24 protein-coding genes are annotated in these 23,270 nt (G+C 57.3%); 9 read left to right on the top strand and 15 right to left on the bottom strand.

The features are described from left to right. Positions 1-90 precede the first annotated feature (90 nt). Positions 91-741, bottom strand: a complete 651-nt coding sequence (locus tag C8N45_RS18770; RefSeq protein ID WP_108387800.1) for a YjbF family lipoprotein — start codon at positions 739-741, stop codon at positions 91-93. Next, positions 738-2,867, bottom strand: a complete 2,130-nt coding sequence (locus C8N45_RS18765; RefSeq protein WP_108387797.1) for a YjbH domain-containing protein — start codon at positions 2,865-2,867, stop codon at positions 738-740. The genes C8N45_RS18770 and C8N45_RS18765 overlap by 4 nt, the downstream gene beginning before the upstream one ends. 304 nt (positions 2,868-3,171) lie before the next feature. Here C8N45_RS18765 and C8N45_RS18760 point away from each other — a divergent pair, with 304 nt between their 5' ends. Next, positions 3,172-3,687 carry a hypothetical protein gene (locus C8N45_RS18760; RefSeq protein WP_133176011.1) on the top strand — a complete coding sequence of 172 codons (516 nt, stop codon included), beginning with the start codon at positions 3,172-3,174 and terminating at the stop codon, positions 3,685-3,687. Here the strand turns inward: C8N45_RS18760 and C8N45_RS18755 are convergent. From C8N45_RS18755 to C8N45_RS18745, 3 genes are read right to left on the bottom strand one after another with little or no spacing between them, the layout of a single operon-like run. After that, positions 3,648-4,832, bottom strand: a complete 1,185-nt coding sequence (locus C8N45_RS18755; RefSeq protein WP_108387793.1) for a TIGR03862 family flavoprotein — start codon at positions 4,830-4,832, stop codon at positions 3,648-3,650. The genes C8N45_RS18760 and C8N45_RS18755 overlap by 40 nt on opposite strands. Then, on the bottom strand, positions 4,829-5,446 hold the full coding sequence (locus tag C8N45_RS18750) for an enoyl-CoA hydratase/isomerase family protein (protein WP_108387791.1): 618 nt from the start codon (positions 5,444-5,446) through the stop codon (positions 4,829-4,831). The genes C8N45_RS18755 and C8N45_RS18750 overlap by 4 nt, the downstream gene beginning before the upstream one ends. Further along, entirely contained in the window at positions 5,443-6,192 is a 750-nt protein-coding gene (locus tag C8N45_RS18745) for an SDR family oxidoreductase (RefSeq protein WP_108387789.1), read from the bottom strand. The genes C8N45_RS18750 and C8N45_RS18745 overlap by 4 nt, the downstream gene beginning before the upstream one ends. 127 nt (positions 6,193-6,319) lie before the next feature. Here C8N45_RS18745 and C8N45_RS18740 point away from each other — a divergent pair, with 127 nt between their 5' ends. The 6 genes from C8N45_RS18740 (at position 6,320) to lpxK (ending at position 12,532) form a co-directional block, all read left to right on the top strand. Beyond that, the gene (locus C8N45_RS18740) at positions 6,320-7,822 is read left to right on the top strand and encodes a DUF2125 domain-containing protein (RefSeq protein ID WP_245882747.1); all 1,503 of its coding nucleotides are present in this window, start codon (positions 6,320-6,322) and stop codon (positions 7,820-7,822) included. A 121-nt stretch (positions 7,823-7,943) separates the two neighbouring features. Beyond that, the gene (locus C8N45_RS18735) at positions 7,944-9,290 is read left to right on the top strand and encodes a TldD/PmbA family protein (protein WP_108387787.1); all 1,347 of its coding nucleotides are present in this window, start codon (positions 7,944-7,946) and stop codon (positions 9,288-9,290) included. Continuing rightward, positions 9,277-10,068 (top strand): inositol monophosphatase family protein, encoded by a 792-nt coding sequence (locus C8N45_RS18730; protein WP_108387785.1) that lies wholly within the window; start codon positions 9,277-9,279, stop codon positions 10,066-10,068. The genes C8N45_RS18735 and C8N45_RS18730 overlap by 14 nt, the downstream gene beginning before the upstream one ends. A 37-nt stretch (positions 10,069-10,105) precedes the next feature. Next, entirely contained in the window at positions 10,106-10,351 is a 246-nt protein-coding gene (locus C8N45_RS18725; protein WP_108387783.1) for a DUF4170 domain-containing protein, read from the top strand. Between the two features lie 9 nt (positions 10,352-10,360). Continuing rightward, positions 10,361-11,557 (top strand): 3-deoxy-D-manno-octulosonic acid transferase, encoded by a 1,197-nt coding sequence (locus C8N45_RS18720; RefSeq protein WP_108387781.1) that lies wholly within the window; start codon positions 10,361-10,363, stop codon positions 11,555-11,557. Next, complete coding sequence (gene lpxK, locus C8N45_RS18715) at positions 11,558-12,532, top strand: tetraacyldisaccharide 4'-kinase (protein ID WP_108387779.1); 975 nt, start codon at positions 11,558-11,560, stop codon at positions 12,530-12,532. Here the strand turns inward: lpxK and C8N45_RS18710 are convergent. Both C8N45_RS18710 and C8N45_RS18705 read right to left on the bottom strand, forming a co-directional pair. Beyond that, positions 12,529-13,194: a DsbA family protein gene (locus C8N45_RS18710; RefSeq protein WP_108387777.1), complete on the bottom strand. Its 666-nt coding sequence runs from the start codon at positions 13,192-13,194 to the stop codon at positions 12,529-12,531. The two genes, lpxK and C8N45_RS18710, sit on opposite strands and share 4 nt — an antisense overlap. A 13-nt stretch (positions 13,195-13,207) precedes the next feature. Further along, complete coding sequence (locus tag C8N45_RS18705; RefSeq protein ID WP_108387775.1) at positions 13,208-13,717, bottom strand: DUF721 domain-containing protein; 510 nt, start codon at positions 13,715-13,717, stop codon at positions 13,208-13,210. A gap of 68 nt (positions 13,718-13,785) precedes the next feature. On the opposite strand from C8N45_RS18705, the gene mutY reads away from it, so the two are divergent. Beyond that, complete coding sequence (gene mutY / locus C8N45_RS18700) at positions 13,786-14,829, top strand: A/G-specific adenine glycosylase (protein WP_108387773.1); 1,044 nt, start codon at positions 13,786-13,788, stop codon at positions 14,827-14,829. Positions 14,830-14,890: 61 nt separating this feature from the next. After that, entirely contained in the window at positions 14,891-16,027 is a 1,137-nt protein-coding gene (locus C8N45_RS18695) for an alkane 1-monooxygenase (RefSeq protein WP_108387771.1), read from the top strand. Positions 16,028-16,032: 5 nt separating this feature from the next. Here the strand turns inward: C8N45_RS18695 and C8N45_RS18690 are convergent, their stop codons facing one another. From C8N45_RS18690 to C8N45_RS18655, 8 genes are all read right to left on the bottom strand, one after another. Continuing rightward, positions 16,033-16,749 (bottom strand): hypothetical protein, encoded by a 717-nt coding sequence (locus tag C8N45_RS18690; protein ID WP_133176010.1) that lies wholly within the window; start codon positions 16,747-16,749, stop codon positions 16,033-16,035. Between the two features lie 286 nt (positions 16,750-17,035). Next, positions 17,036-17,800, bottom strand: a complete 765-nt coding sequence (locus C8N45_RS18685) for a proteasome-type protease (protein ID WP_108387768.1) — start codon at positions 17,798-17,800, stop codon at positions 17,036-17,038. 48 nt (positions 17,801-17,848) lie between these two features. Next, entirely contained in the window at positions 17,849-18,646 is a 798-nt protein-coding gene (locus C8N45_RS18680; protein ID WP_108387767.1) for a transglutaminase family protein, read from the bottom strand. A gap of 12 nt (positions 18,647-18,658) precedes the next feature. Next, positions 18,659-19,600 carry an alpha-E domain-containing protein gene (locus C8N45_RS18675; RefSeq protein ID WP_108387766.1) on the bottom strand — a complete coding sequence of 314 codons (942 nt, stop codon included), beginning with the start codon at positions 19,598-19,600 and terminating at the stop codon, positions 18,659-18,661. 2 nt (positions 19,601-19,602) lie between these two features. Next, a complete protein-coding gene (locus C8N45_RS18670) occupies positions 19,603-21,030 on the bottom strand; it encodes a circularly permuted type 2 ATP-grasp protein (RefSeq protein WP_108387765.1) in 1,428 nt (475 codons plus the stop codon). 31 nt (positions 21,031-21,061) lie between these two features. Beyond that, positions 21,062-21,844, bottom strand: a complete 783-nt coding sequence (locus tag C8N45_RS18665) for a transglutaminase-like domain-containing protein (protein WP_108387764.1) — start codon at positions 21,842-21,844, stop codon at positions 21,062-21,064. A gap of 1 nt (position 21,845) precedes the next feature. Next, the gene (arfB, locus tag C8N45_RS18660; protein WP_108387763.1) at positions 21,846-22,268 is read right to left on the bottom strand and encodes an alternative ribosome rescue aminoacyl-tRNA hydrolase ArfB; all 423 of its coding nucleotides are present in this window, start codon (positions 22,266-22,268) and stop codon (positions 21,846-21,848) included. Positions 22,269-22,581: 313 nt separating this feature from the next. Further along, on the bottom strand, positions 22,582-23,232 hold the full coding sequence (locus C8N45_RS18655) for a queuosine precursor transporter (RefSeq protein WP_108387762.1): 651 nt from the start codon (positions 23,230-23,232) through the stop codon (positions 22,582-22,584). Between the last annotated feature and the right edge of the window lie 38 nt (positions 23,233-23,270).

The raw sequence follows: 23,270 nt of genomic DNA, 5'->3' as shown, positions 1-23,270 counted from the left end.
ATGCACAATATCGGGCGACGGCAAAAGCCGACCCCACATTTTCGCATTAAATCAGGCCGCTATGTCGAATCCAAGATGTCGCGGTTCAGATTAGAAAATATCAATTTGAAGGTAGCCAGCCCCCGGAGAAATCGCTTGCAGGCTGCGGACGATGCGCCCTTGGCGATTCACCCAGTAAACATTGGCGAATTCCAGGTTTGGACTGGCGCAATCTTCTGTGAATTTGGTTGTTTTTTGCTCTGTTCCCAACCTTTTCACCGTCTCAAATCCTTCCGAAGCGATGCGGCACTGCAACACTTCGGTCGAAATACTGTCCATATTTGACAGTGTTTCGTGGGTGCGGTGCGCCTCTCCGCCGCCTGACGCGATCGCTGACCAGCTTTCCGACACGTCCGCCGCGATCAAGTCACGCGGTAGCCCGCGGGTTGCGACTACAATCCCGTTTTCAAATGTGACGCTGATGTTGTCGCTGTCGACCCATGTGACCCGGTCGGCGTTTCGTCCAGATTCAACCGCCGTGCCCCAGCGTTCCTGGTTGCGGATGCTGACCCGGATGTATTTGCCCGGATTGGCGAGCAGTTCTTCCTGCGACACACCGCGCTGGGGTGTGGCTTGTGATGCCTTGCCCGTCGCGACGCTGATGGCCAGATCACTGACCTGACTGGCGATGCTGTTTCGTTCGAGCGGCCCACAGGCCGCTATCACAGCCAGACCCGTCACCACTGCAAATTGCTTGATCATCGCCAGAACCGCCCCCAGCCATCGGCAAGGTCGGCCTTGTGCCCGCCCCGCACCACATCATACAGCCGACCGTCTACAGACAGTCGGGCCCCGCCATCACCTGTCCGTGTGCGGAAACTGTTGCGATAGGACCCCCGCGAAGGTGTGCCCGTAAAGAAGTCCGTTGGGATCGAAACCGAGATGCCCTTGTTGTACGACCCGTCGCCAAAGTCAGCGTAGTCCATATCTGTTTGGCTGACATAGGCACCGATCACCCAGCCATTGTCGAATTCACGGTCCACCGACAGCGTGCCCCCCCAATCCCCGGCAAGGTAGCGCCCCAAATCCACTTGAGTGTGATATCCGTTGCCTATGTCGTAATAGGCAGACACGTGACCGGTCGTGACCTGATAGTCATATTCGTCAAACCCAAACTTCATATCCGTATCGCGCTGGGCGACTTCGTTGATTTCAATACCCAGCCCAAGCCGGCTATCAACGGGCTTCCAAAGCAGTTCGGCCGAAACGCCGCCAAAAAACCGCTCCAGATATCCCACCGTGATCCGGCTATAAAGATCAGTGCCGGGCCGGCCATAGCGCGCCAGCGTCAGGCGGGATAAAACCGGCACCCCGTCGTTGCCATAACTGGATGCGTCAGAGCGGACGTTCTGAATGTCAGGGGTCGGGTCAATCCCGGTGGAATCATCGTCAGGGGGAACGATGCTTTGCTCAATTGCACCGTAGGCCACAAGGTTGGGTTGAATTTGATACCGGCCTTGCAGGCTTAACCCCGTATCGACGTTCACCGTGCCATTGCCGCCAAACGGGTTGAACCTGAAATAGGGGCCCAACCCCCATGCGAAAGGATTCGTGTCACGGTCAACGGGGGTCAGCCCGTCTGGCCCTCCGGCATCGCCGAACGTGCTTTGCTCAAACAATGCGTCGGTCCCGCCAACGCGGTTTTCGAACTGTTCGATGTCCGTCCGCCTGATGGTGATGGCTGAAATCGGGATACCGCGACGGACCGGTTCAAGAATGAAAACCTCGATCGGCGCGGGCATGATCTGGGTCATCATGCGCGCGATCCGGCCTGCGGCCTGTGCCTCGGCCCGATAGCGGTTGTTACTGTACCTGATGCGCGCGGATGTGTCCGTCATTTCCAGCTCGCGCAGGGTGACGCCCTCAAGTTTCAGCAGGCCGGAAAGGGCGCTGCGCACGGCACGTTCGGGCAAGGCTTTGCGATCCCAGCTTTGTGCGGCCAGCAAATCGGGACTGCGGGGTTTGACCGGCGGCGGCGCAGGGTCGAGCCCGCTGCCACCAGCGCGATCATTTGCATTCAGTGCAAAGCTGCCAGACACCCCGATCTGGTTTCCGTACATGTAGGACAGACCCAGTTGATATCCGCCGTCGCCCCGGTAGGTCAGCCCGTAATTTAAGGGTGAATCCACATCGACCGCGATATTGCCCGGGCCTTGGGGGTAATTATTGGATGAATATTCGGCCTTGACGCCCCAAGTGTCGTTGATCTGGTACTCAAGCCCGCCAAACAGCGCCGCATCGCCTTTGAACCACTGATCGGTTGCAAGCTGGCCTTCGGGGTCTGCCGGGTCAAACGCGGGCCGCGTTGCAAAGTCGCCGCCCAGCGGGTTGTCAAACCCGTCCCGTGTCCCGAGGGCCCCCCATCCAAGCCCGGCGGTGACAATGACATTGTCGCCCACGGATTTTGAGGCCACCAGATATTCACTTTGAAAGCGACCAGGCGTGAGGACGTCGCGCAGCCCGATGGCAAAGGCTGGCAAATAGTCCGTTTCATTGTTGAAACGGTATTGCAGGTCAAACCCGCGATTATAGTCACGGAAGGTGCCAACGCCCGTGAGTTCATTGAAAACTTCGGCAGCAGTAAAGCGAAACGTGCCCGAAAGCCGCTTTGTCACCTGAAAGGTCAACGATGTCCGCGGCAACGTGTCGACATAGGAAAATGTCGCGATCAGTTCGCTTTCCGGCGCAGTTTGGGCTGTTGGCATTTCCAGCAGGCCGGGTGTGCCATACAGGGAATAGGTCGCGGAAAGATCCTGTGCGCTGGCAAGGTTGGCGACCGTGGTTGCGGCTATTGCGATGGTTGATGCTCGTTTGATGCCGCTTGGCATTACATGGTCTCCGTTCGTCGCAGTAGGTGGTGTGTAACGATCCTGCGGTGATTTGGGAATCCCGAAAGTCAAAGTTGGCGCCAAACACTTAAAAACGCAAGATTTCACCTTATGCGTGTATACGTTTTGTTAACCTTATCAGTGTGTGAATGGTGTTATGTTGGTTTCTCATGCTTTCAAGTTCGTCTTTTTTCCTGACCCTATGGGCGGCGCGCCCTGGATTGAACGCGCTTTGCAGCCCTGGCTTGATCAGCCGGTTGCTTCTGCGCGCCGCCATTCATCCAAAACGATGTTCTTCAGGGGCATGACCCCGCGTGAAGTGGAATTGGCCTTTGATATAGAGGGTCTATCCTTTCGCAGTTACACGCGGATAGCATTGTTGCGAAACCCCTATGTCAAGATGGCCCAGATCTATGATCGCATTGCGGCGTCGGATCCGATCTGGCGCGCGCGAGAGAGACTGGGCCTTCCGACCCCGAAATTCTATCCTTGGCTGAAAGCAACCCGACCCGACCGCAACGGCGCAGGCTACCGATATAGCCCGCGTTGGCGCAGGTACGGTGCGTGGTCGGCTGACACATGGTGCAGCGGTTGCATTTCGCATGTTGTGCGCAGTGAGGATGCGGCGACGAAATTGCTGCCGATCTTTCAGGGACTGGGCTTTACACCGGCGTTTGGCGACCGGCCCAATCGCGACTGGCAAAACCCACGGGTGGCCGGGCTATATGATCCGCGCAGTCGCCTTCTTATTCAGGAAAGATATAAAACGGACCTTGAACTTTACCGCGTAGACTGGGCGGATATGGATTTGGCAGCATAATCAACCGCAGCCATCCCCGCCGCGCGCCCCGTCGCAAGACACCCGTTGATCAGATAACCGCCGGTGGGGGCCTCCCAATCAAGCATTTCTCCGGCGCAAAAAACACCGGGCCTGTCCCGCAGCATCAGGGCGTCGGTCAAGGCATTCAATCTGACCCCGCCTGCGGTTGAAATCGCTTCATCCATGGGGCGGGGGCCTGCATGCTTGACCGGCAGTGCCTTGATCAAGGGTGCAAGGTCACCCGGAAACGGGCGACCGAATTCAGACAGAATGGCAATTTGTACCGGATCGAGCTTCAAGACCTTGCGCAGGTGGTTTGACAGGCTGGCCTTGCCGCGGGGCTTGGCAAGTGCAGTGCGCACCCGGTCCACCGACCAATCGGGCCGCAGATCAATTGTCAATTCTGCACCCTCTCGCATGGCGTGCGACACTGCATAGATGCCGCCGCCCTCAAGCCCGCGTGCCGAGATCACCGCTTCGCCACGGTTTTCCAAATCACCCGCACGCAGGCTCACCGATTTCAAAGGGGTGCCAAAGAAACGCTCCATGTGGCTGGACCAAGGGACAACGAATCCCATGTTTGCGGGGGCAAATGGGGCGACGTCGTCGGGCAGAAACTGTGTCCAGGAACCATCTGATCCAAGACGCGCCCAGCTTGCACCGCCCAATGCAAGGACCGTCACTGCCGGGTCACGGCGGACGACCCCTTCTGCGGTATCGAAGATCACGCTATTGCCATCCCAACCCTGCCAGCGCCAGCGCGTTTGCAGGGTGACGCCGCGATCACCAAGGCGGCGCAGCCACGCCCGAAGCAAGGGTGACGCCTTCATTGACTTGGGAAAGACACGTCCCGTCGATCCGGTAAAGAGCGGCTGCCCCAGTGCTTCGGCCCAAGCCATTACCGCGTCCGGGCCGAAGTTGGACAGTGCGTCATGAAGTGCGCGCGGCACCATGCCATAGGCCTGCAAGAACCTGTCCATCGATTCGGCTTTGGTCAGGTTCAGCCCTGATTTGCCTGCCATCAGAAACTTGCGCCCGACAGACGGCATCGCGTCCGCGACGGTGACATCAAGGCCAGCGCCTGCCATGACCTCTGCCGCCATCAGCCCGGCGGGGCCAGCGCCGATGACAAGCGCATTGGTCAACGCACGGACGGGATCAAGGATTTGATCGCGGCAACATGTGACCGATCCGCAGCAACTGCCGCCTCTGCCAGTTTTGCTGCATCATCGGCCAGACTGTCGGCATTGCAGATGCGGTCGATCAGCCCCCATGCAACCGCCTCGGTCGCGCCGACTTTCTGTGCGCCCATCAAAATCATCTTTGTCCGTGCAGGCCCGATCAGGGCAGCCATGCGGGCCGGATCGGAAGGCTGCGGCAGAAAACCCAGTTTCATCACAGGGTAGAAGAAATTTGCAGTGGCGACGCTGATCCGCACATCACAGGCAAGCACCATCCCGAATGATCCGCCCGCGACCGTGCCGTTGAGCGCGGCGATGCTCAGCCCCTGATAGTCGGCCAAAGCACCTGAGAGTTCTTCCCACACCGGGTCTGTGGCCAATCCTGCTTTGGCAGCCTCAAGATCGGCACCCGCACTGAACACTTTCCCAGTCCCTGTCAGGATCAGCGCCTTGGTGTCCTTGGCCTCCTGCACAAGAGCGGCCAGTTCCAGCAGCATTTCGCGGGTCAGCGCGCCCGCTTTGTCGGGGCGGTCAATCTTCAGGGTCCAGATGTCAGCGCCCCGGTCGCAGCGGATCATATCAGGCCGACCTGTTTGCGAATGTCATCTTCGCGCAGACTGATGTCGGTGCCCAGATGCGCATCGGCCTGCTCCGTACACATCCAGAGCAAGGCGCGCGCTGGCCATTCGGGCGGGATATGCACAGACCAGTCAAGTTGGCTGACCGGATTGACGCCAGAGGCCTTGATCTCGCGCTGCATTTCGGTGGCGACGGTGCCGGGCGACAGGCCCAGGATGCGCACCCCCTTGTCGCGCAATTCCAGATCGGCGTTGCGGGTCAACATATAGACGCCAGCCTTGGACGCACAATAAGCAGTCCAGCCTTCGACGGGTCCGTGTGCGGCGCCGGACGAAATGTTGATGATGGTGCCATGACCCTGTGCCACCATGCCCGGCACAACAGCGCGCATGCCGTGCATCACGCCCTTTAGGTTGATATCAATCGTGCGACCCCATGCATCGGGGTCGATGTCCTGCAAATGCCCGATCGGGTCGACCACACCCGCGTTGTTGATCAAAATATCAAGTCCACCAAAGGTTTGTGCCGTGGCAGCCACGGCCTGCGCCACATCACTATAGCGTGAAACGTCGCAGGGAATCGCCAATGCCTTGTCGCCGATGTCACCTGCAATACTTGCGATTGCGTCGGTCGAGCGTGCGACTAACGCCACATTCGCGCCTGCTGCGGCAAAAACCCGTGCGGTTGCTTCGCCAATGCCGCGGCTTGCTCCGGTAATCAGTACGGTTTTCCCCACCATATCCATATTTTTCGCCCTTTTCCCTTTTGATCCGGCATCCGGATGTCTAGTTTGGTGTCAGTTATTTCCGCCCCTTGCGATAGTCTAAGGATGCTTGGATCGGTACGAAAGAGACATAATGAAAGGCGATCTCATGAATTCTTTGAACCTTATGCGCAATGCCGTATGTGTCGCTGCCCTTTTCGTTGGTGGTGCCGCGCATGCCGACGTGACTGCGGCAGACGTTTGGGCCGACTGGAAATCACAAATGGCTTTTGGCGGCGCGAATACGGTCGTCACCGGGGTTGAGGAACAAACCGGCGGGACGCTGACGGTCAACGACATCACCGTCTCCATGGATGATGGCAACGTAGAATTCACGTCGAACCTTGGCAGCATGACACTGGAAGAGCAGGGCGATGGGACTGTACGTGTCACAGTGCCCGAAAGCTACCCGATTTCGATGACTTTTGATGGTGATGGCACGGTCAACCTGCTTGTGTCGCAATCCGGACTTGAGATGATTGTCAGCGGCACGGCTGACGCGCTTGACTACGACTACAGTGCGCAATCGGTAAGCATTTCCCTTGACAATATTGTCGATGGCGACGTGACAATCAATGCGGATGCCTCAATCAAGATGAGTGACCTCACCGGGCAATCTACGTCCCGTCCGGGCGACGTGCGCGAAATCACAAGTACCTTGGCCGTTGCATCAACTGATTTCCTGCTGGATTTTCAGGCGCCCGGCAGTGAGGGCGAATATGTTGTCGCCAGCGGCAAGGTCGAAGGTCTGGATTTCGACGGTAAGGTGAGCCTGCCGGATGATGCCGATTTTGAGAATCCGGATGACCTGTTTGCAATGGGTTTTGCGTCCGAAGGCGTCTTTTCGGTTGATAGTGCAGCCTATATCTTTGACATCAACGCCGATGGGGATCAGGCGACCGGCTCGGTCAGCAATGGTGCATCGACCTTCTCATCGCAGATCAGCATTGATGCGCTGGCCTACGCCACGCAGACCGAAAATCTGGCGTTGAACATGACGAGCGGCGACTTTCCGTTTCCGGTTGAAATCGCAATGTCGCAAATCGGTTTTGGTCTGAATATGCCCACGGGGCAATCGGACGAAGCATCACCCTTCAGTTTAAACATTGATCTGGTTGATCTGGTGATCAACGACATGATCTGGGACCTGTTAGATGGGGGCCGCGTGTTGCCGCGCGATCCCGCGACGCTGCAAATAGGTGTGTCGGGGACGGCCCGCCCGCTTGTCGATATCATGGACCCAACCCAGTCGGCGGCCCTCGTTGGTGGCCAGTTGCCCTATGAACTGGGCGATTTGACCATTGATACACTGAATGTGACAGCAGTTGGTGCGGAAATTACAGGCGACGGCGCATTCACCTTTGACAACACCGACCTGGAAACCTTTGACGGAATGCCACGCCCGGAAGGGAATGCATCGGTTCAGGTCAATGGGCTGAACAAGCTGATGGACAACCTTGTTTCCATGGGCCTGATCCCCGAAGACCAGATCATGGGTGGCCGCATGATGCTGGGTATGTTTGCCCGCACCGTCGGTGATGACCAGTTGGAAACAACGCTTGAAGTGAACGGTGAAGGTCATGTGCTGGTGAATGGCCAGCGGATGCGCTAACGCTTGATTTCATTGGTGATTGCGGCACGCGAGGCGGCTCGCGTGCCGCTTTCTTTTGACTGGTTCTCTTGCAGTGGCCACGTGTCGGCATTACGTCCACGACAGCAAAAAAGGAGAGTTCATGACGCAATCCCTGTCTGATCTGACACAGCAGCTCTTGGTGGTCGCCAAACATGCCGGGGCTGATGCAGCCTCTGCGGTGGCTGTAGACGGGACTTCGATTTCTATCGATGTCCGCACAGGTGCTCTGGAAAAAGCGGACCGGTCCGAAGGCACGGACGTGGGTCTGCGGGTGCTGATCGGGCAGCGGCAGGCCTGCGTTTCATCCTCTGATACCAAGCCGGACACTTTGCGCCAGATGGCCGAGCGGGCGGTCGCGATGGCCAAAGAGGCCCCCGAAGACCCCTATATCGGTTTGGCCGACCCCGACCAGTTGGCGCCGCAAGTGGATGCGTCATCGCTCGAACTTTGTGACCCGACCGAAGAACCGGACCCAGCCGCCCTGCAAGATGATGCCATGCGCGCAGAGGCCGCCGCCCTACGCAACAAGGATGTGACACAGGTGCAGTCAGCGTCGGCAGGCTACAGCCGCCGCCGCATGCATTTTGCAGCCAGCAACGGGTTTTCGCGGGGCGTCACACGCTCTGATCGTGGCTTGTCCTGTGTGGCTATCAGTGGGCACGGAACCGGGATGGAGCGCGACTATGACTATGATAGCCGTATTTTTCAGGCCGATTTGCGGGATGCAGAGGATATCGGAACTGTTGCAGCGGCGCGTGCCGTTGAGCGCATGAACGCAAAGCGCCCCAAGACCGGGAGTTACCCTGTGCTGTTTGATGAGCGCATTGCGGGCAGCCTGATTGGCAGTTTGCTGGCAACGATCAACGGGCGCACGATTGTGCGTGGCGCGGGCTGGTTGCGCGACAAGTTGGGTGAACAGGTGCTGCCCAAGGGGCTGAGCATCATTGAAGACCCGCACCGTCGCCGCGTGTCAGGCTCGCGGATGGTAGATGCGGAAGGGCTGGCAACCAAGCGGCGTGCGATCGTCGATGGCGGGGTGTTGACGGGATGGACGCTGGATCTCGCGACCGCGCGGCAGTTGGGCATGGAAAGTACCGCAAACGCGGTCGCCAGCACCGGCGCGCCGCCGCACCCGAGCCTGTCAAACATTGCGCTGACCCAAGGCGCGCAAAGTCGCGATGATCTGGTTAAACAGATGGGTACGGGCCTGCTGGTGACATCAATGATCGGCTCGACGATCAATCCCAATACCGGCGACTATTCGCGCGGCGCGGCAGGCTTTTGGGTCGAGAATGGTGAAATCACCTATCCGGTGAGCGGATGCACCGTGGCGGGCAACCTGCGCGACATGATGATGACACTGGTTCCCGCCAATGATGCGCGTCCCCATCTTACGCATGTGGTGCCGTCGCTTTTGGTTGAGGGGTTGACGCTTGCCGGTGACTGACGAGGCGCTGCTGGTTGCCGCTGCTCGCGAAGCCGGGGCAATTGCGATGCGTTATTTCAAGAACAACCCTGATGTGACCCACAAGCCGGGTGGGGCCGGTCCCGTGACCGAAGCGGACCTTGCCGTCAACGCGATGCTTGCCGCCGAATTGCGCGCAGCGCGCCCCGATTACGGCTGGCTGTCCGAAGAAAGCGAAGATACAGACGCGCGGCTGGACACGCGGCGGCAGTTGGTTGTTGATCCGATTGACGGGACCCGCGCGTTCATTGAGGGCGGCAAAGACTGGTCGCATGCGCTGGGCGTTGTGGAAAATGGCCGGGTCATTGCTGCTGCAGTTTATCTGCCCGTGCGCGATTTGATGTTTGCGGCATCTCTGGGCGGTGGTGCGACGGCCAATGGTGTGCCGATTGCGTCGACACAGGCCGGGATGAACAATGCGACGGTTCTGGGGACAAAGCCGAATTTCTTGCCGCATCATTGGCAGGGGGGTGCAGTTCCGCCGATCAAACGGGCTTTTCGATCCTCGCTCGCGTATCGCTTGTGTCTGGTGGGGCAGGGCCGTTTCGATGGCATGATGACTTTGCGTCCCAGTTGGGAATGGGACATCGCGGCAGGTGCGCTGATTGCGACCGAAGCGGGCGCAACCGTATCCGACCAGCATGGCAATGCCTTGCAGTTCAACAACCAACACCCGCAAGTCCCCGGTGTGATGGCTGCTGGCGCGCAGTTACACAGGGCACTTATTCAACGGCTTGAGCCGCAGCCGACAACCCCCTAATGTTGGCCCGAACGTCCTCAAACCAAAAGGATCTCCCATGACCCAACGCTTGCACCTCGTTTTTGGCGGAGAGCTGATTGATCCGACCAAGAACGCTTTCAAGGACGTAGACGCGATAGATGTGGTTGGCATGTACCCCAACTATCAGGCCGCCTATGACGCATGGAAGAATGCGGCGCAGAGGACTGTCGACAATGCCCATATGCGCTATTTCATCGCCCACATCCACCGGTTGCGCGACGAAGAGGCAGAAGCGTCTTCAACCGAAGAACTGGGCAGCTAAAAATACCCGATGGCACGGTCACTTTCCATTGCGGCCTATTTGGCTGGGCTGGGTGGACAGGTCAGCAGCGATACATTGGCAAAACAGCCGCCGCGTCCCTTTGGGGCAGTCATTTGGGCGCGCTGTTGCCATCCCGACCAACTGACCGCCATCGAGACGCTTAATCGCAAACTGACCGAAGACGGCGATCCTGTGCAAGTGATCGCAACTTTGCCTAAATGGGAAAAATCTTTGTCAGACCGGGCACTTCCCGAACCCAGAGGACGCGACAATATTCGCCTGTTTATGGATCATTGGAACCCCGTCATGGGAATCTGGGTCCGTGGTGATCTTGATCCCATCCTGCTTGATGAATGGCGCGAAGCCGATTTGCCCAGCCTTTTCGTCGATGCAACAGCGGAAGGGTTGGAGCAGGTGGCAGGCAGTTGGGTGCCCGGCGCGATGCGGTCGCTATTGTCCCAGTTCGAAGCGGTCCTGACGCTTGATCAAACCGCCGCCGAAGGGTTGATCCGGGCGGGCACCCCGCAAGAGGTTGTGCGCGTGACCGGCCCGATGGAAGATTGCGCGCCGCCGCTTCCTTGCGAGGATAAAGATCGGCAAAGTCTGGCAAAGGCCGTTGGCACACGCCCTGTCTGGCTGGCGGTCGCGGTGCCCGAGAGCGAAATTGCCGATATCTGCAAGGCACATAAATTCGCAAGTCACCGTGCGCACAGGCTTCTTTTGATCATCGTACCACGCGATCCAATCGACGCCTTTGAATTTGCGGCCCACATGCAGGAAAACGGTTTCTACACCACATTGCGGTCTGAAGAACCGGACCCCGATGAGCTGACACAGGTCTATGTCGATGACATAGAGGACGAACTTGGCCTGTGGTATCGGATTTCCCCTGTCACATATATCGGGGGCACCTTGCAAGGCGGAGGCTGTCGGGACCCGTTTGAACCGGCGGCACTTGGGTCCGCCGTGCTTTACGGCCCACAGGTGACCCCTTTTCAAAAGCATGCGGGTCGTTTGAATGCGGCTGGTGCGTCCCACCTGATCCGGTCGGGGTCCGACCTTGGCCCCTTGGTTGAAGAGCTTTTGGCGACGGACAAGGTGGCGACACTGGCCCATGCGGCATGGGATGTGACATCGCGAGGGGCTGATGTGACGAACCGGATTGTGCGCATTATCCAGCGCCGGACAGAAGAGTTGGGACTATAGATGCGTGCCCCTGATTTCTGGTTTCAGCCACGCAGTTGGCAAGCTGTGCTCTTGGCACCTTTGGGTGCGCTCTATGCCGTCTTGACAGCGCTTCGGTTGCGCCAGCCGGGCTATAAGGCGCAAGTTCCCGTGATCTGTATCGGCAATATCAACGCAGGCGGCACTGGCAAGACGCCGACGGCGATCGCACTTGTTGCGCGCCTACAAGACCGGGGCAAGCAACCGCATGTTGTCAGCCGAGGCTATGGCGGGCGCCTTGAAGGTCCTGTGCGTGTCGATCCGTCGATGCATACGGCAGATGATGTCGGGGATGAGCCGCTCCTGCTTGCCGCCTTTGCGCCCACGTGGGTTGCCAAAGACAGGGCCGCAGGCGTGCAGCTGGCGGTCGGTGCTGGCGCGGAAGCGATCGTGTTGGATGACGGGTTCCAGAATCCGACGGTGGCCAAGGACCTTTCCCTCGTTGTTGTCGACGCGTTGCGCGGTTTCGGGAATGGCAAGGTGCTGCCCGCAGGGCCATTGCGTGAACCTGTCAGCGTGGGGCTTGCGCGGGCCGATCTGGTGCTGGCCATCGGACCACCCGCTGCACAAGACGCATTTGCGGCACGCTGGCCCGATGCAGCGCCTTTGCTGCATGGACATCTGGCACCTTTGCCGACCGGCATGCCGTGGCGGGACCTGAATTTGCTGGCCTTTGCCGGGATCGGCAATCCTGAAAAGTTCTTTGTGACCCTGCGCGACATGGGCGCACAGGTGGTACAAACCCATGCGCTGGGGGACCATCAACCGCTGACGCCCGCCTTGATGAAACGGCTTGAGCGGGATGCAATGCAGAAAAAGGCGCAGTTGGTGACAACCGAAAAAGATGCGGTCCGGTTGCCAGAAGCCTTTCGCGGCAAGGTGTTGACCTTGCCGGTCCGGCTTGAATTGGCGGATTGGGCACCGCTTGACGATGCCCTTTCTCGCCTCGGGCTCTAGCCGATTTTTTCGTCCAGAACGGACGCGAACTCGTCATAGCCCATATTGCTGTATTTCTCGCCGTTGATCAGAAAGCTGGGCGTCGAAGAGATACTGTCGCGTTCCGCATTGGCCTGATACCAAGTAAACAGGCTTTCAGCCTTTGGTCCATCACTAAGGCAGGCATCAAGTGCCGCATCATCGAGACCGGCTGTCTTGGCAAGTGTGCGCAAGTCCTCGACAATCGTGCCCGGATCGCCGCTTGCCAGCCATGTTTTCTGCTTTTCGTACAAAAGTTCTGCCATGCCAAAGAAAAACTCTGTTGTATTCGGGCAGCGTGCAATCATTGATGCCCACAGACCGGGGCGATCAAAATAAACCTCGCGGTAGACGAATTTGATCTTGCCGGTGTCGATGTAGTTCGCCTTGATCTGCTGATACTGGTTGGCATGAAAAGACGCACAATGCGGGCAGGTGAATGACGCATATTCGGTGACTTCAACAGTCGCGTCCGGGTTCCCCGCTACCATTTCCATCACGTCGGGTAGGGCACCATCGCTGGTTTGCGCGTTTGCCGCACCGGGCAAAAGACCTGTTTCGGGGTCGGGACGGGACAGCAGGAACCCGCCGCCCAGAGCTAGAATTGCGCCGCCGCCAGCAGCAAGGAGTGTTCTGCGTTCCATGATAAACCTCTGATTAGGATTTTGTTTTTGATAGGACATTTGCACCAAGTGCCGCAAGTGCGCTGCGCAATGCGTCGTCTTTGATCGGGGCAGACAATTCCATGGCCGCATTCAGCTTGGTAGGGTCCGCGCGCTTTTCGATTTTGGGCGCAGGGGCAAAAGCGGCCCGCCCGTCGGCAAACCCTGTGGGGGCGGTCTGCGTGATACGCACGCGCGATATGGCGTTATAGCCATAGCAGGCGTTCACTTTTTCGCGGACCTGTTCCTTTTGCATCTCAAGCATGGGCGCTTGCGCGCCTGTCGTCAGCAGCGTGAGAGTCGCCCCCATTCCGCCTTTGCCATAGGTCACTTTGACCGGTGTTGCGATTTTTGCGATCGCGTCGCCGACAACCTCGGGCCAGTGGGTCAACAGCCTGGATACTGCAAAACCACGCTCTTCGCTGGCCTTGCGGATGCGGGTTTGCATCAGGCTTGCAGCGCGGGAAAATCCCTTTGTGGTGCTGGCGCGGTATGGCTGTTTCATATCTAAGCTCTAATCTATGTAGCGGGCTGCGCCAAGCCAGAGACTCAACGATGAAGGAACTATAAAGATTGCGTGAACTCAGTGCATCCTTGCTGGAATGGTACGACCATAACGCGCGGGCTATGCCTTGGCGCACATCACCTGCGGATCGCAAGGCGGGCGTGTTGCCCGACCCCTATGCGGTCTGGCTGTCCGAAGTGATGTTGCAGCAGACCACTGTGGCAGCGGTACGTGATTATCACCGCAAATTCATGGCGCTTTGGCCGACGGTTATGGATCTGGCTGCGGCAGAAGACGCGGCCGTCATGGCGGCGTGGGCGGGGCTGGGCTATTATGCAAGGGCTCGCAACCTTTTGAAATGCGCCCGCGTCGTTGTGACTGAACACGGTGGGGTGTTCCCGGATGACTACGATGCTTTGTTGGGCTTGCCGGGTATCGGCCCATACACCGCCGCCGCGATTTCTGCGATTGCCTTTGACCAACCAGCGACAGTTGTTGATGGCAACGTCGAGCGAGTCATGGCCCGCCTGCATGATATTCACAAGCCATTGCCCGGTGCCAAGGCGGAATTGACCGCTTGCGCAAAAGACCTGACACCCATGCAACGCCCCGGCGACTATGCGCAGGCGGTTATGGATCTTGGTGCCACGATCTGCACGCCGCGAAATCCCGCCTGCGGGATTTGCCCTTGGCGTGATTCTTGCGATGGGCGCAAGGCAGGCTCGGCCCCTGATTTGCCAAAGAAAACGCCAAAGAAGAAAACGCCAACCCGGTTAGGAATCGCTTATGTCGGGCGCAGGGCAGATGGCGCATGGCTGTTGGAAACCCGGCCTGAAACCGGGTTGTTGGGCGGGATGCTGGGCTGGCCGGGATCGGCGTGGGATGACAACCCGCAACCTGACGCGCCACTTGATGCGGATTGGATCAAGCTTGCGGCAGAGGCCCGCCATACATTTACGCATTTTCATCTGCGCCTGACGATCATGTATGCAGACCTGCCGATAGAAGCTGAACCGCAGCGCGGCTATTTTATTGCACAGCAGGATTTCAGTCCGGCGGCGCTGCCGACCGTCATGCGCAAAGTCTACGATCTGGCGGATGTGACGCGGTGACAGTCATTGAGCCTGCGCAAAGGGGGCCGTATGGTCCCTGCTGGAACCAAAGGCGAGATTGATGACAATTTCGGACGATACCAACACCAGCGCACGGGTCGCGGCGCCAGCACCTTTTTGGGTGTCGCTGGGGCTGGTTCCGGTTGCCATGCTGGCGGCGATCTATGGCGGTTGGGCCTTGCTGCTGCTGCCGTTATCGACTTGGTATCTTTTCACGGGGCTGGATTTCCTTGTTGGTCTTGATTGCGAAAACCCGGCCGTGGACGCGCCTGACGGCACCCTGTTCTGGCATCAGGCGATTACCCTGATCTGGGTCCCGGTACAGCTTGTGACCGTCTTTGGGATCATGCGTTATTTGACGACAACGGATCATTTGCACCTGGTCGAGCAATGGGCGCTGTTTGCGGGGCTTGGAATTTTGTCCGGCACGATCGGGATTACCTACGCACACGAATTGATGCATCAACGCCCAAAGATCGAGCGGTGGGCGGCTGATATCCTGCTAGCGTCCGTTCTTTATTCGCACTTCCGCTCTGAACATCTGCTGGTCCATCATCGACATGTGGGGACACCCCGCGATGCAGTCACGGCGCGCTATGGCGAAGGGTTCTATCGGTTCTTTGCGCGGGTCCTCAGGGAATGCGGGGTGTCTGCCTTCCGGGCGGAAGCCGCAATGTTGGCGCGCAAACGCAAGCCCTGGACGGACTGGTCAAACCCGTTTTGGCGTTACTGGGCGCTGCAGGGCGGATTTATCGTTTTGGCATACCTCATCGCGGGCTGGTGGGGGGTTTTCCTGTTTGCCACACAGGCATTCTGGGCGGTCTTTCAGTTGGAACTGGTCAACTATGTCGAACATTACGGGCTGACCCGCAAATACCTGGGCGAGGGCAAGTATGAACATGTCAAACCGCGCCACTCGTGGAATGCGGCATATCGGGCGTCAAACTGGCTATTGATCAATTTGCAGCGGCATTCTGACCATCATTACAAGCCAGACCGCCGCTATCCGCTGCTGCAAACCTATGGCGAGGATGAGGCCCCGCAATTGCCATTTGGCTATCCGGTGATGACGATGCTGGCCTTGTCACCGTCCTTGTGGCGCAAGGTGATGAATCCGCGGGTCGTCGCATGGCGCACGCGGTATTATCCGGAAATCACGGACTGGCAGAAACGCCCGGCCGCCGCGCAGGTGCCCTGAACGGTTCAGGCCGCAAAATGTGCTTTGCCCAGCAATCCCAGTTCATAGGCCTTTTCAATGTTCAGCGCCCCATGGCCGAATGACTGCTGTCTGTTCGGGGCGGTGCTGCCTGTTTCGGAACGCGCTGCAAATCGCTTTAGAAGTTCTATCTGAAGCTTCACCTCATGGGAGTGTCTGGCGAGAGTCTGCGCAAATCTGGCAAAGGACGGGCCCGCGTCGTTCAGCGGTTCATCCAAAGCCTCGCAAAGGTTAAGGATGGGCATGGCGAGGTCAGACAGAACAACTGCCGACAAACGGCTGGTGTGATCATCCAGATTCGAACCAAAGCCGGTTTGCGCCGTAAACAATGGACTGAAGCCGCCGACAAATTGCCGAAACCGGAGTGCGACATCCAGCGTTCCGGAGAGGCCCTGTTTCGTAATGATGGTCAGATCAGACAAGGTCACGCCCTCAGTCTCGATCCGGATATCTGGCAAAGCGATCACCTGCGATTCATACGCCAACCCGGCAATGCAGTCACAAAACGCCTTTGCAATATCGCCCGCGAAAACTCCGTCAATTGTCGCAGCTTCGTCGAAAACGGTGCTATTCTGAAAATTCCGGCCATCAAAAGTGCATGACACAACGCGCGCGGCCTCATTGGACGTTATCTGCAACGCAACGACCAACCGTTGTGATGACATGCTGTAATCAAAGATACTGGACTGGTGACGGGTCTGCATCGCTGAAAGCTCCATCCTTCTGGGCCGTTTCGTAGAGAATTAGACTAAAATTATTGATTCTCTGTAAACGCGGGTTGGCCCACTCATTTATGACCGTATTTGCAACCATCGACCGTCTGTCCGAAGATTTCCGGACGGTGGCGCGCGGTCCTGTAGGGGTCTGTTTGGGCGCACGACGAAACGCGACCGTTGGCTAAAGCGTTTCGTCTTTGACCTGAGGCATCAAATAAAGGCGAAACGCCCACAACATATGAACGTTGCACGGCGTTTCCCGGAAAGCTGTGATTCAGGTTTTTCGCGAAACGCTGTCGTCTGGCATTTCGAATGCGTAGGATGGCAACGAATGAAAGGCTTTGCGCAGCGCATCGCCCCAGCCGTTTGAAATCGACAGATAGTAAGGATCATCCGCATCAAAGCGGATCAGGTCAGACGGAACAAGGCTGTCAGTTTCATAGGTTGAAAAATCAAGTGGCAAGCCAACTGATAGATTCGCTTTGATCGTTGAGTCAAAAGAGACCAAGAGCAGTTTCACGGCATCTTCAAAGCTCATGTCTGGATCATAGGCGCGGACCAATATGGGCTTGCCGTATTTCGTTTCGCCAATCTGGAAAAAGGGAGAATCTTCAGTGACTTCGATAAAGTTCCCCTCGGGGTAGATCAGGAACAGCGTTGGCTTGCCGTCCTTGATTTGGCCGCCCACAATAAGCGATGCGCGAAACTTGGAGCTTGCATCCTGCCCGACTTCACTGCTGTCAGCGATCACTTCTTTTAGGGTGGATCCGACAAGCCGGGCGACCTGAAACATTGTCGGTTCTTCAAGGATAGTCGGGTTACGCTCTTGCGTTGTCTTTGACCGCTCTTCAAGCAACCCGACCACGGCTTGCGTCGTGGCAAGGTTGCCAGCGGTCATCAGGGTGATCATACGCTCGCCAGGCACAGACCAGGTGAACATCTTGCGTGTAACCGAAAAATTGTCGACACCGGCATTCGTGCGGGTGTCAGACATAAAGACCAGACCTTTGTTCAAACGAAGGCCGATACAGTAAGTCATGTGGTGGGTCCAAATTCATAAACGCCCGTCATTGGGCATGTACGCTATTTACTGCTGTACTTGCAGCGACACAATCATCGATTCATTTGCATTTCCTAAACGCATGCCGGAAATTGGTGCCGCTTCCTTTGAATCGCGGCCTACTGCGATGCGCACATAGCGTTCATCGGGCGATATCCCGTTGGACACGTCAAAGCCAACCCAGCCAAGCCCGTCGATGTGCGCCTCTGCCCAGGCGTGGCTGGCATCCTGATCCACCCGGCCATCCATCATCAGATAGCCGCTGACGTAACGTGCGGGAATTCCGGCGGCGCGCGCTGCGGCAATGAATATCTGACTGTGATCCTGACAAACCCCGCCACCCAGTTGAAGCGCCTCTTCGGCTGTTGTGCCAGCGATGGTGGACGTCGTGTTGTAGGGGGCGGCGCTGAGAATAGATACAGATAATGCGTGCAGGTCAGCGAGCAGATCGACCGAGTTGTTCAGGTCGCGCGCAAGCGCCCGGATCGCCTTACCAGGTGTCGTTCGCGCCGTGTGTTGACGGAAATGCCAAAGCGGGACAGGTCCGTAGACGTTCCCAAGCACGCCAGCAGTATCAATCGTATCAACGGTGCCGCTTGCGGTGAAGATCACCTCTGTTGCGTTTTGATCGGCTTGTACCAGCAGCGTCTGATTTTTATGTTGGTCGGCGAATTGTAGTTCGCTGTTGCCGCCGACGATGTCGATATTCCAGTCAAGGACAGTTTGCATGGGGCCACTGACAGGTGTCAGGCGGACCTGCTGCAACCCGTAATTCACAGGCGTGTCATAGCAATAGCGCGTTGTGTGTGTGATCGTGAGTTTCATGCCATCGCCCCCCTATCCGTTGAACCGGTAGTCAAGTTCGATTTGCAGACCCAGTGCATTGTTTTCTTTTATGAAATCACTGATGTATTCGTGCAGCCCGTAATCGAAGATGGACGCGATATCGCGGTCGCGCTGCTTTTGGCGCAGGGCCTGCGCCATATCGTGGCAAGGGCTGCGGGCACCGTAGTCCTTGGCCAGATAATCCAGGTTTTCGAGCGCGGACTTGGCGCAAAAAGCCAAAGAGCGGGGAAAACGGGCATCCAAGATCAGAAATTCCGCGATGTTGGCAGAGGTCATGTCATCATCGTTGAGCCATCGAAAAGCCCGGTGGGCCGACACTGATCGCAGGATCGTTTCCCACTGGACATTGTCTAGTGGCGAGCCGACGAAACTGGCGGACGGCAGCAAGGTGTAATATTTCACATCAAGAATGCGGGCCGTATTGTCGGCACGTTCGATGGCCGTGCCGATCTGGGCAAAATCGTAAGCATCATTGCGCAACATTGTGCCGTGTAATGCACCACGCACCAGCGCGCTTTGCTGACGCACCAGACCCAGAACTTTGGGCAGTTCGGTCAACCTGATGGGCCGCTTGAACGCATCAGACAGGGCCATCCAGTTATCATTGACAGCGGTCCAGACTTCGGTGGTGAGGTCAGTGCGGACCATGCGTGCATTGGTACGGGCACTTTCGATCACCGACAGCACACTTGATGGGTTACTTTTGTCTCGCAGCAGAAAATCTACGACAGTTTCAGCTGTGTAGCTGTCATGCTTGGCCGCGAAGGCGTTGCTCACACTTGCTGTAGTGACGACGGATTTCCATTCGGACGCGGGATCGCTTGATCGGGTCAGTGCAATTCTGAATCCCGCCTCGAGCAATCGGGCCGTGTTTTCGCTACGTTCCAGATTGCGGAACATCCAATAGAGGCCACCTGCGGTTTTTCCCAGCATTTCTAGTCCTCCAGAACCCAAGTGTCTTTGGTGCCGCCGCCCTGGCTGGAGTTCACCACAAGCGACCCTGCCTTGAGCGCAACGCGAGTCAGTCCGCCGGGGGTGATGTCGATGCCACCCGGAGACATCAGCGCGAAGGGCCGCAAATCAACGTGGCGCGGTGCCAGCCCCTTTTTGGTAAAGATCGGCACGGTTGACAGCGACAGCGTCGGCTGGGCGATGTAGTTCCTGGGCTTGCGCTTAAGCTTGGCAGCAAAGGCGCTAAGTTCCTTTTTGCTGGCGGCGGGGCCAACCAGCATGCCGTAGCCGCCTGATCCATGCACTTCCTTCACGACCAGCTCTGCCAAATTATCCAAAACATACTGCAAACTGTCCGGCTCAGAACAGCGGTAGGTCGGGACGTTCTTTAATATGGCTTCTTCGCCTGTATAGAATTCAATGATATCAGGCATATAGGAATATATGGCCTTGTCATCTGCTATCCCTGTTCCGGGCGCATTGGCGATGGTGATATTGCCCGCGCGGTAGACATCCATGATCCCTGGCACACCCAGCATCGAATCTGGGTTGAAATTGAGTGGGTCAAGGAAATCATCATCGACCCGGCGATAAAGCACATCAATCACCTTGTAGCCGCGGGTTGTGCGCATCGCGATATGGCCGTCAACGACGCGCAGGTCATGGCCCTCGACCAATTCCACGCCCATCTGGTCGGCCAGAAACGAATGTTCGAAATAGGCAGAGTTGAAAATACCGGGTGTCAACACAGCAACGGTTGGTTTTCCGCGGCAGGAACTTGGCGCGCAGGCCGCCAGTGACCGGCGCAGGTTCTTGGGGTAATTGCTGACCGGCTTCACTTTGATTTTCTGGAAAAGCTCCGGAAACATCTGCAACATCGTTTCACGGTTTTCCAGCATGTAGGACACGCCAGACGGGGTACGCGCGTTGTCTTCGAGGACAAAAAAATCGTTTTCGCCAGTGCGGACAACATCTGTGCCGACGATATGCGTATAGACATTTCCGGGCGGTGACATGCCCATCATCTGGGGCAAAAACGCGTCGTTCTGGGCGACCAGTTCAACAGGGACACGCCCCGCACGCAGGATTTCCTGCCGGTTGTAGATGTCATGCAAAAAGGCGTTGATCGCGCGAACACGTTGCTCGATCCCTTTCGAGAGCTTCGTCCATTCACGGTTGGATAGAATCCGAGGGACAAGGTCAAAGGGGATCAACCGCTCTTGCGCGGCAGCCTGACCATAGACATTGAAGGTGATGCCGGTTTGGCGAAAGAACGCCTCGGCTTCCTTGGATTTCTTGGACAGACGGGCAGCGTCTTCGTTGCCGAACCATGCCTGATAATCTGAGTAGGGAAGACGCACGCCTGTTTGGCCAGAGTGCATCTCGTCGAAATGCTGTTTTTCTTCATCCATTCTTATAAGGTTAATTCATTCAACCTGAGACTCAAGCCGAATCCTGAGTCACTGCAACGGACTGTGTGACCAGATCGACCCAGCCAAAGGATGTGAGAAATGATACATCCGCCGCATCACGCCCGACGCCGATTCGGGCAATGTCCTGTGCATCGGACATTCCGGTAGGGTCCACCAGATGCCATGCGCCGTCCAGGTAAACCTCTGTAACGGCGTGGAAATCCTGTGGCGAGACGTTTGGTCCATAACAGCTGACAAAGCGTGCGGGGATCGAGACAGCCCGCGACATTGCAATCAAAAGATGGGCAAAATCCCGGCAGACTCCGGCCCTTTTTTGGAAGGTATCAAAAGCATCTGTGCCGGCGTTGCTTGCAAAAATATCGTAGCGCATATTGTCTTTGATCCACGCAGACATTGCCGCGATACGTGCGCCACCACGAAGACCGCTGAAATTTTGGGCAGTAAAGTCGAAAAAACGTTCAGGATGACAATAGCGGGACGGCATCAGATATCTGACTTCATCGGCACCAAGGCTGGTCAGTGGGGATTGCTGCAATGATGAGAGCGCGACGGCAGGCCGGGTTATGGCAACGGTTGCATGGTATTCACAGGTAAAATCCCCCGCTGCATCAATCCAGACCCGTCTTCCCTGACCGGATTCATCGTCAAGCTGCCGAACGGCAGTGGCATGTTGCACGTCCAGATTGGTCTGGCACACGTCCTGCCCCTGTGCGTTGGACACTTCGATTTGCAGCAGCAGCGGGCAAGGCTGCTTTAGGCGATAGACCAAATGGCTGTGGATATGCAGTTTCATGTCAGTCCTGATCGTCTACTTTGCCGCGCAGTGCCTTGATGCCTGCCCGCGCCTTTTTACCGGCCAGACGCCGTTTCACCGACCCGTATGTCGGCTTGGTTGCGATCCGCCGCTTTGGCTTTTCGCAGGCTTTGAGGATCAATTCCCTGAGCCGTTCCCTGGCTATTTCCCGATTGCGGGCCTGACTGCGCGTGTCCTGAACAAACAGCACGATTGCACCGTCCACCGTCCAGCGTCGCCCGGCTAATCGCTTCAGGCGGGATTTGACGCGGTCTGGCAGGTTGGGTGACCGGGCGGCCTCGAACCGCAATTCGACAGCGGTAGAGACCTTGTTCACGTTCTGGCCACCGGGGCCAGATGCGCGGGTGAAACTCTCGGTCAGTTCCCAATCTGCAATCTCGATCTGATCGTTAATCTTCATCATCTTGCTGCAAATACGCGTGGCTTGGGCGAATTAACACCGTAAATCGCGCATAGGGCCAAATGGTCAAGGGAGATTTCCACAAGAAAAAGGGCCACCCGGTGATGGATGGCCCCTTCCTGAATTACGGAGGCGGGTCGGTTAGGTTGCCCACCTTATGGTGTTCTCAGCCAAGGGCTGCCCTAGCTGTGACCCCCATAAGTTGTCCCGACACACTTCTCCAATACCTCATGATGCACTGGATCACCTCCTTTCAAATGTTTCACCTGAATCGAAGGTGGCATAGATTTGGTATATTTCAAGTAAAAATATCGCCCTATGCCGCAATATTTTCCCGGTTCATCATCTGCCCAACAATCAGGCGGAATGGAACCAGAGCGAGGAGCGCGATGCTTAGTTTCACGCCCCAGTCAGCAACAGCCAGCGACACCCACAGCGGCACCAGAGGGCCGGAGTTCAGAAACGGCACGGCCTCTTGTGCCCACATGACCTCTTCTGCCGCACTTGCGCCAAAGCCGTTGAACGCGGCTGCAAAGGCAATCGAGAAAAAGATAAGCGTATCGACGGTTGAGCTGACAAGCGTACTGCCCAGCGGCGCTGTCCACCATGACCCGCCGCGCAGACGGTTAAACACGATAATGTCCAGCATTTGCGCAACAAGGAAAGCCGTTGCCGAGGCAAGCGCGACACGCACGGCGACGGCAGGATAGGTGAAACCATCCCCTTGCAACATGATCTGCGACCCGATCAGCGAACAGATGATTCCGACGACGAGGCCAGCCAGTACGACACGCCGCGCGGCGGGCGCGCCGTAGACCCGGTTCATGATGTCGGTGACAAGAAAGGCGAGCGGGTAGGTGAATGCCCCCCACGTCAAGAGTCCGTCAAGAAGCAGGAATTGCACAAGAATGTTCGAGGCCACGACAATGGCGGCCATGGCGATAACGCCAGGAAGGATACGTGTCATAAGATTAGGTCCGTTTTGGCAAGGGTGCGGCACTTGGC

The organism is Yoonia sediminilitoris, from assembly GCF_003058085.1.
In the GTDB taxonomy this organism is placed as follows: domain Bacteria; phylum Pseudomonadota; class Alphaproteobacteria; order Rhodobacterales; family Rhodobacteraceae; genus Yoonia; species Yoonia sediminilitoris.
This window is presented reverse-complemented; position numbering and strand designations above follow the sequence as displayed.

Coding starts and splice junctions, on each gene's coding strand:
- C8N45_RS18770 (WP_108387800.1), bottom strand. CDS start 741: ATGATCAAGCAATTTGCAGTGGTGACGGGTCTGGCTGTGATAGCGGCC.
- C8N45_RS18765 (WP_108387797.1), bottom strand. CDS start 2,867: ATGCCAAGCGGCATCAAACGAGCATCAACCATCGCAATAGCCGCAACC.
- C8N45_RS18760 (WP_133176011.1), top strand. CDS start 3,172: ATGACCCCGCGTGAAGTGGAATTGGCCTTTGATATAGAGGGTCTATCC.
- C8N45_RS18750 (WP_108387791.1), bottom strand. CDS start 5,446: ATGATCCGCTGCGACCGGGGCGCTGACATCTGGACCCTGAAGATTGAC.
- C8N45_RS18745 (WP_108387789.1), bottom strand. CDS start 6,192: ATGGATATGGTGGGGAAAACCGTACTGATTACCGGAGCAAGCCGCGGC.
- C8N45_RS18740 (WP_245882747.1), top strand. CDS start 6,320: ATGAATTCTTTGAACCTTATGCGCAATGCCGTATGTGTCGCTGCCCTT.
- C8N45_RS18735 (WP_108387787.1), top strand. CDS start 7,944: ATGACGCAATCCCTGTCTGATCTGACACAGCAGCTCTTGGTGGTCGCC.
- C8N45_RS18725 (WP_108387783.1), top strand. CDS start 10,106: ATGACCCAACGCTTGCACCTCGTTTTTGGCGGAGAGCTGATTGATCCG.
- C8N45_RS18720 (WP_108387781.1), top strand. CDS start 10,361: ATGGCACGGTCACTTTCCATTGCGGCCTATTTGGCTGGGCTGGGTGGA.
- lpxK (WP_108387779.1), top strand. CDS start 11,558: ATGCGTGCCCCTGATTTCTGGTTTCAGCCACGCAGTTGGCAAGCTGTG.
- C8N45_RS18710 (WP_108387777.1), bottom strand. CDS start 13,194: ATGGAACGCAGAACACTCCTTGCTGCTGGCGGCGGCGCAATTCTAGCT.
- C8N45_RS18705 (WP_108387775.1), bottom strand. CDS start 13,717: ATGAAACAGCCATACCGCGCCAGCACCACAAAGGGATTTTCCCGCGCT.
- C8N45_RS18695 (WP_108387771.1), top strand. CDS start 14,891: ATGACAATTTCGGACGATACCAACACCAGCGCACGGGTCGCGGCGCCA.
- C8N45_RS18690 (WP_133176010.1), bottom strand. CDS start 16,749: ATGCAGACCCGTCACCAGTCCAGTATCTTTGATTACAGCATGTCATCA.
- C8N45_RS18685 (WP_108387768.1), bottom strand. CDS start 17,800: ATGACTTACTGTATCGGCCTTCGTTTGAACAAAGGTCTGGTCTTTATG.
- C8N45_RS18680 (WP_108387767.1), bottom strand. CDS start 18,646: ATGAAACTCACGATCACACACACAACGCGCTATTGCTATGACACGCCT.
- C8N45_RS18675 (WP_108387766.1), bottom strand. CDS start 19,600: ATGCTGGGAAAAACCGCAGGTGGCCTCTATTGGATGTTCCGCAATCTG.
- C8N45_RS18670 (WP_108387765.1), bottom strand. CDS start 21,030: ATGGATGAAGAAAAACAGCATTTCGACGAGATGCACTCTGGCCAAACA.
- C8N45_RS18665 (WP_108387764.1), bottom strand. CDS start 21,844: ATGAAACTGCATATCCACAGCCATTTGGTCTATCGCCTAAAGCAGCCT.
- arfB (WP_108387763.1), bottom strand. CDS start 22,268: ATGATGAAGATTAACGATCAGATCGAGATTGCAGATTGGGAACTGACC.
- C8N45_RS18655 (WP_108387762.1), bottom strand. CDS start 23,232: ATGACACGTATCCTTCCTGGCGTTATCGCCATGGCCGCCATTGTCGTG.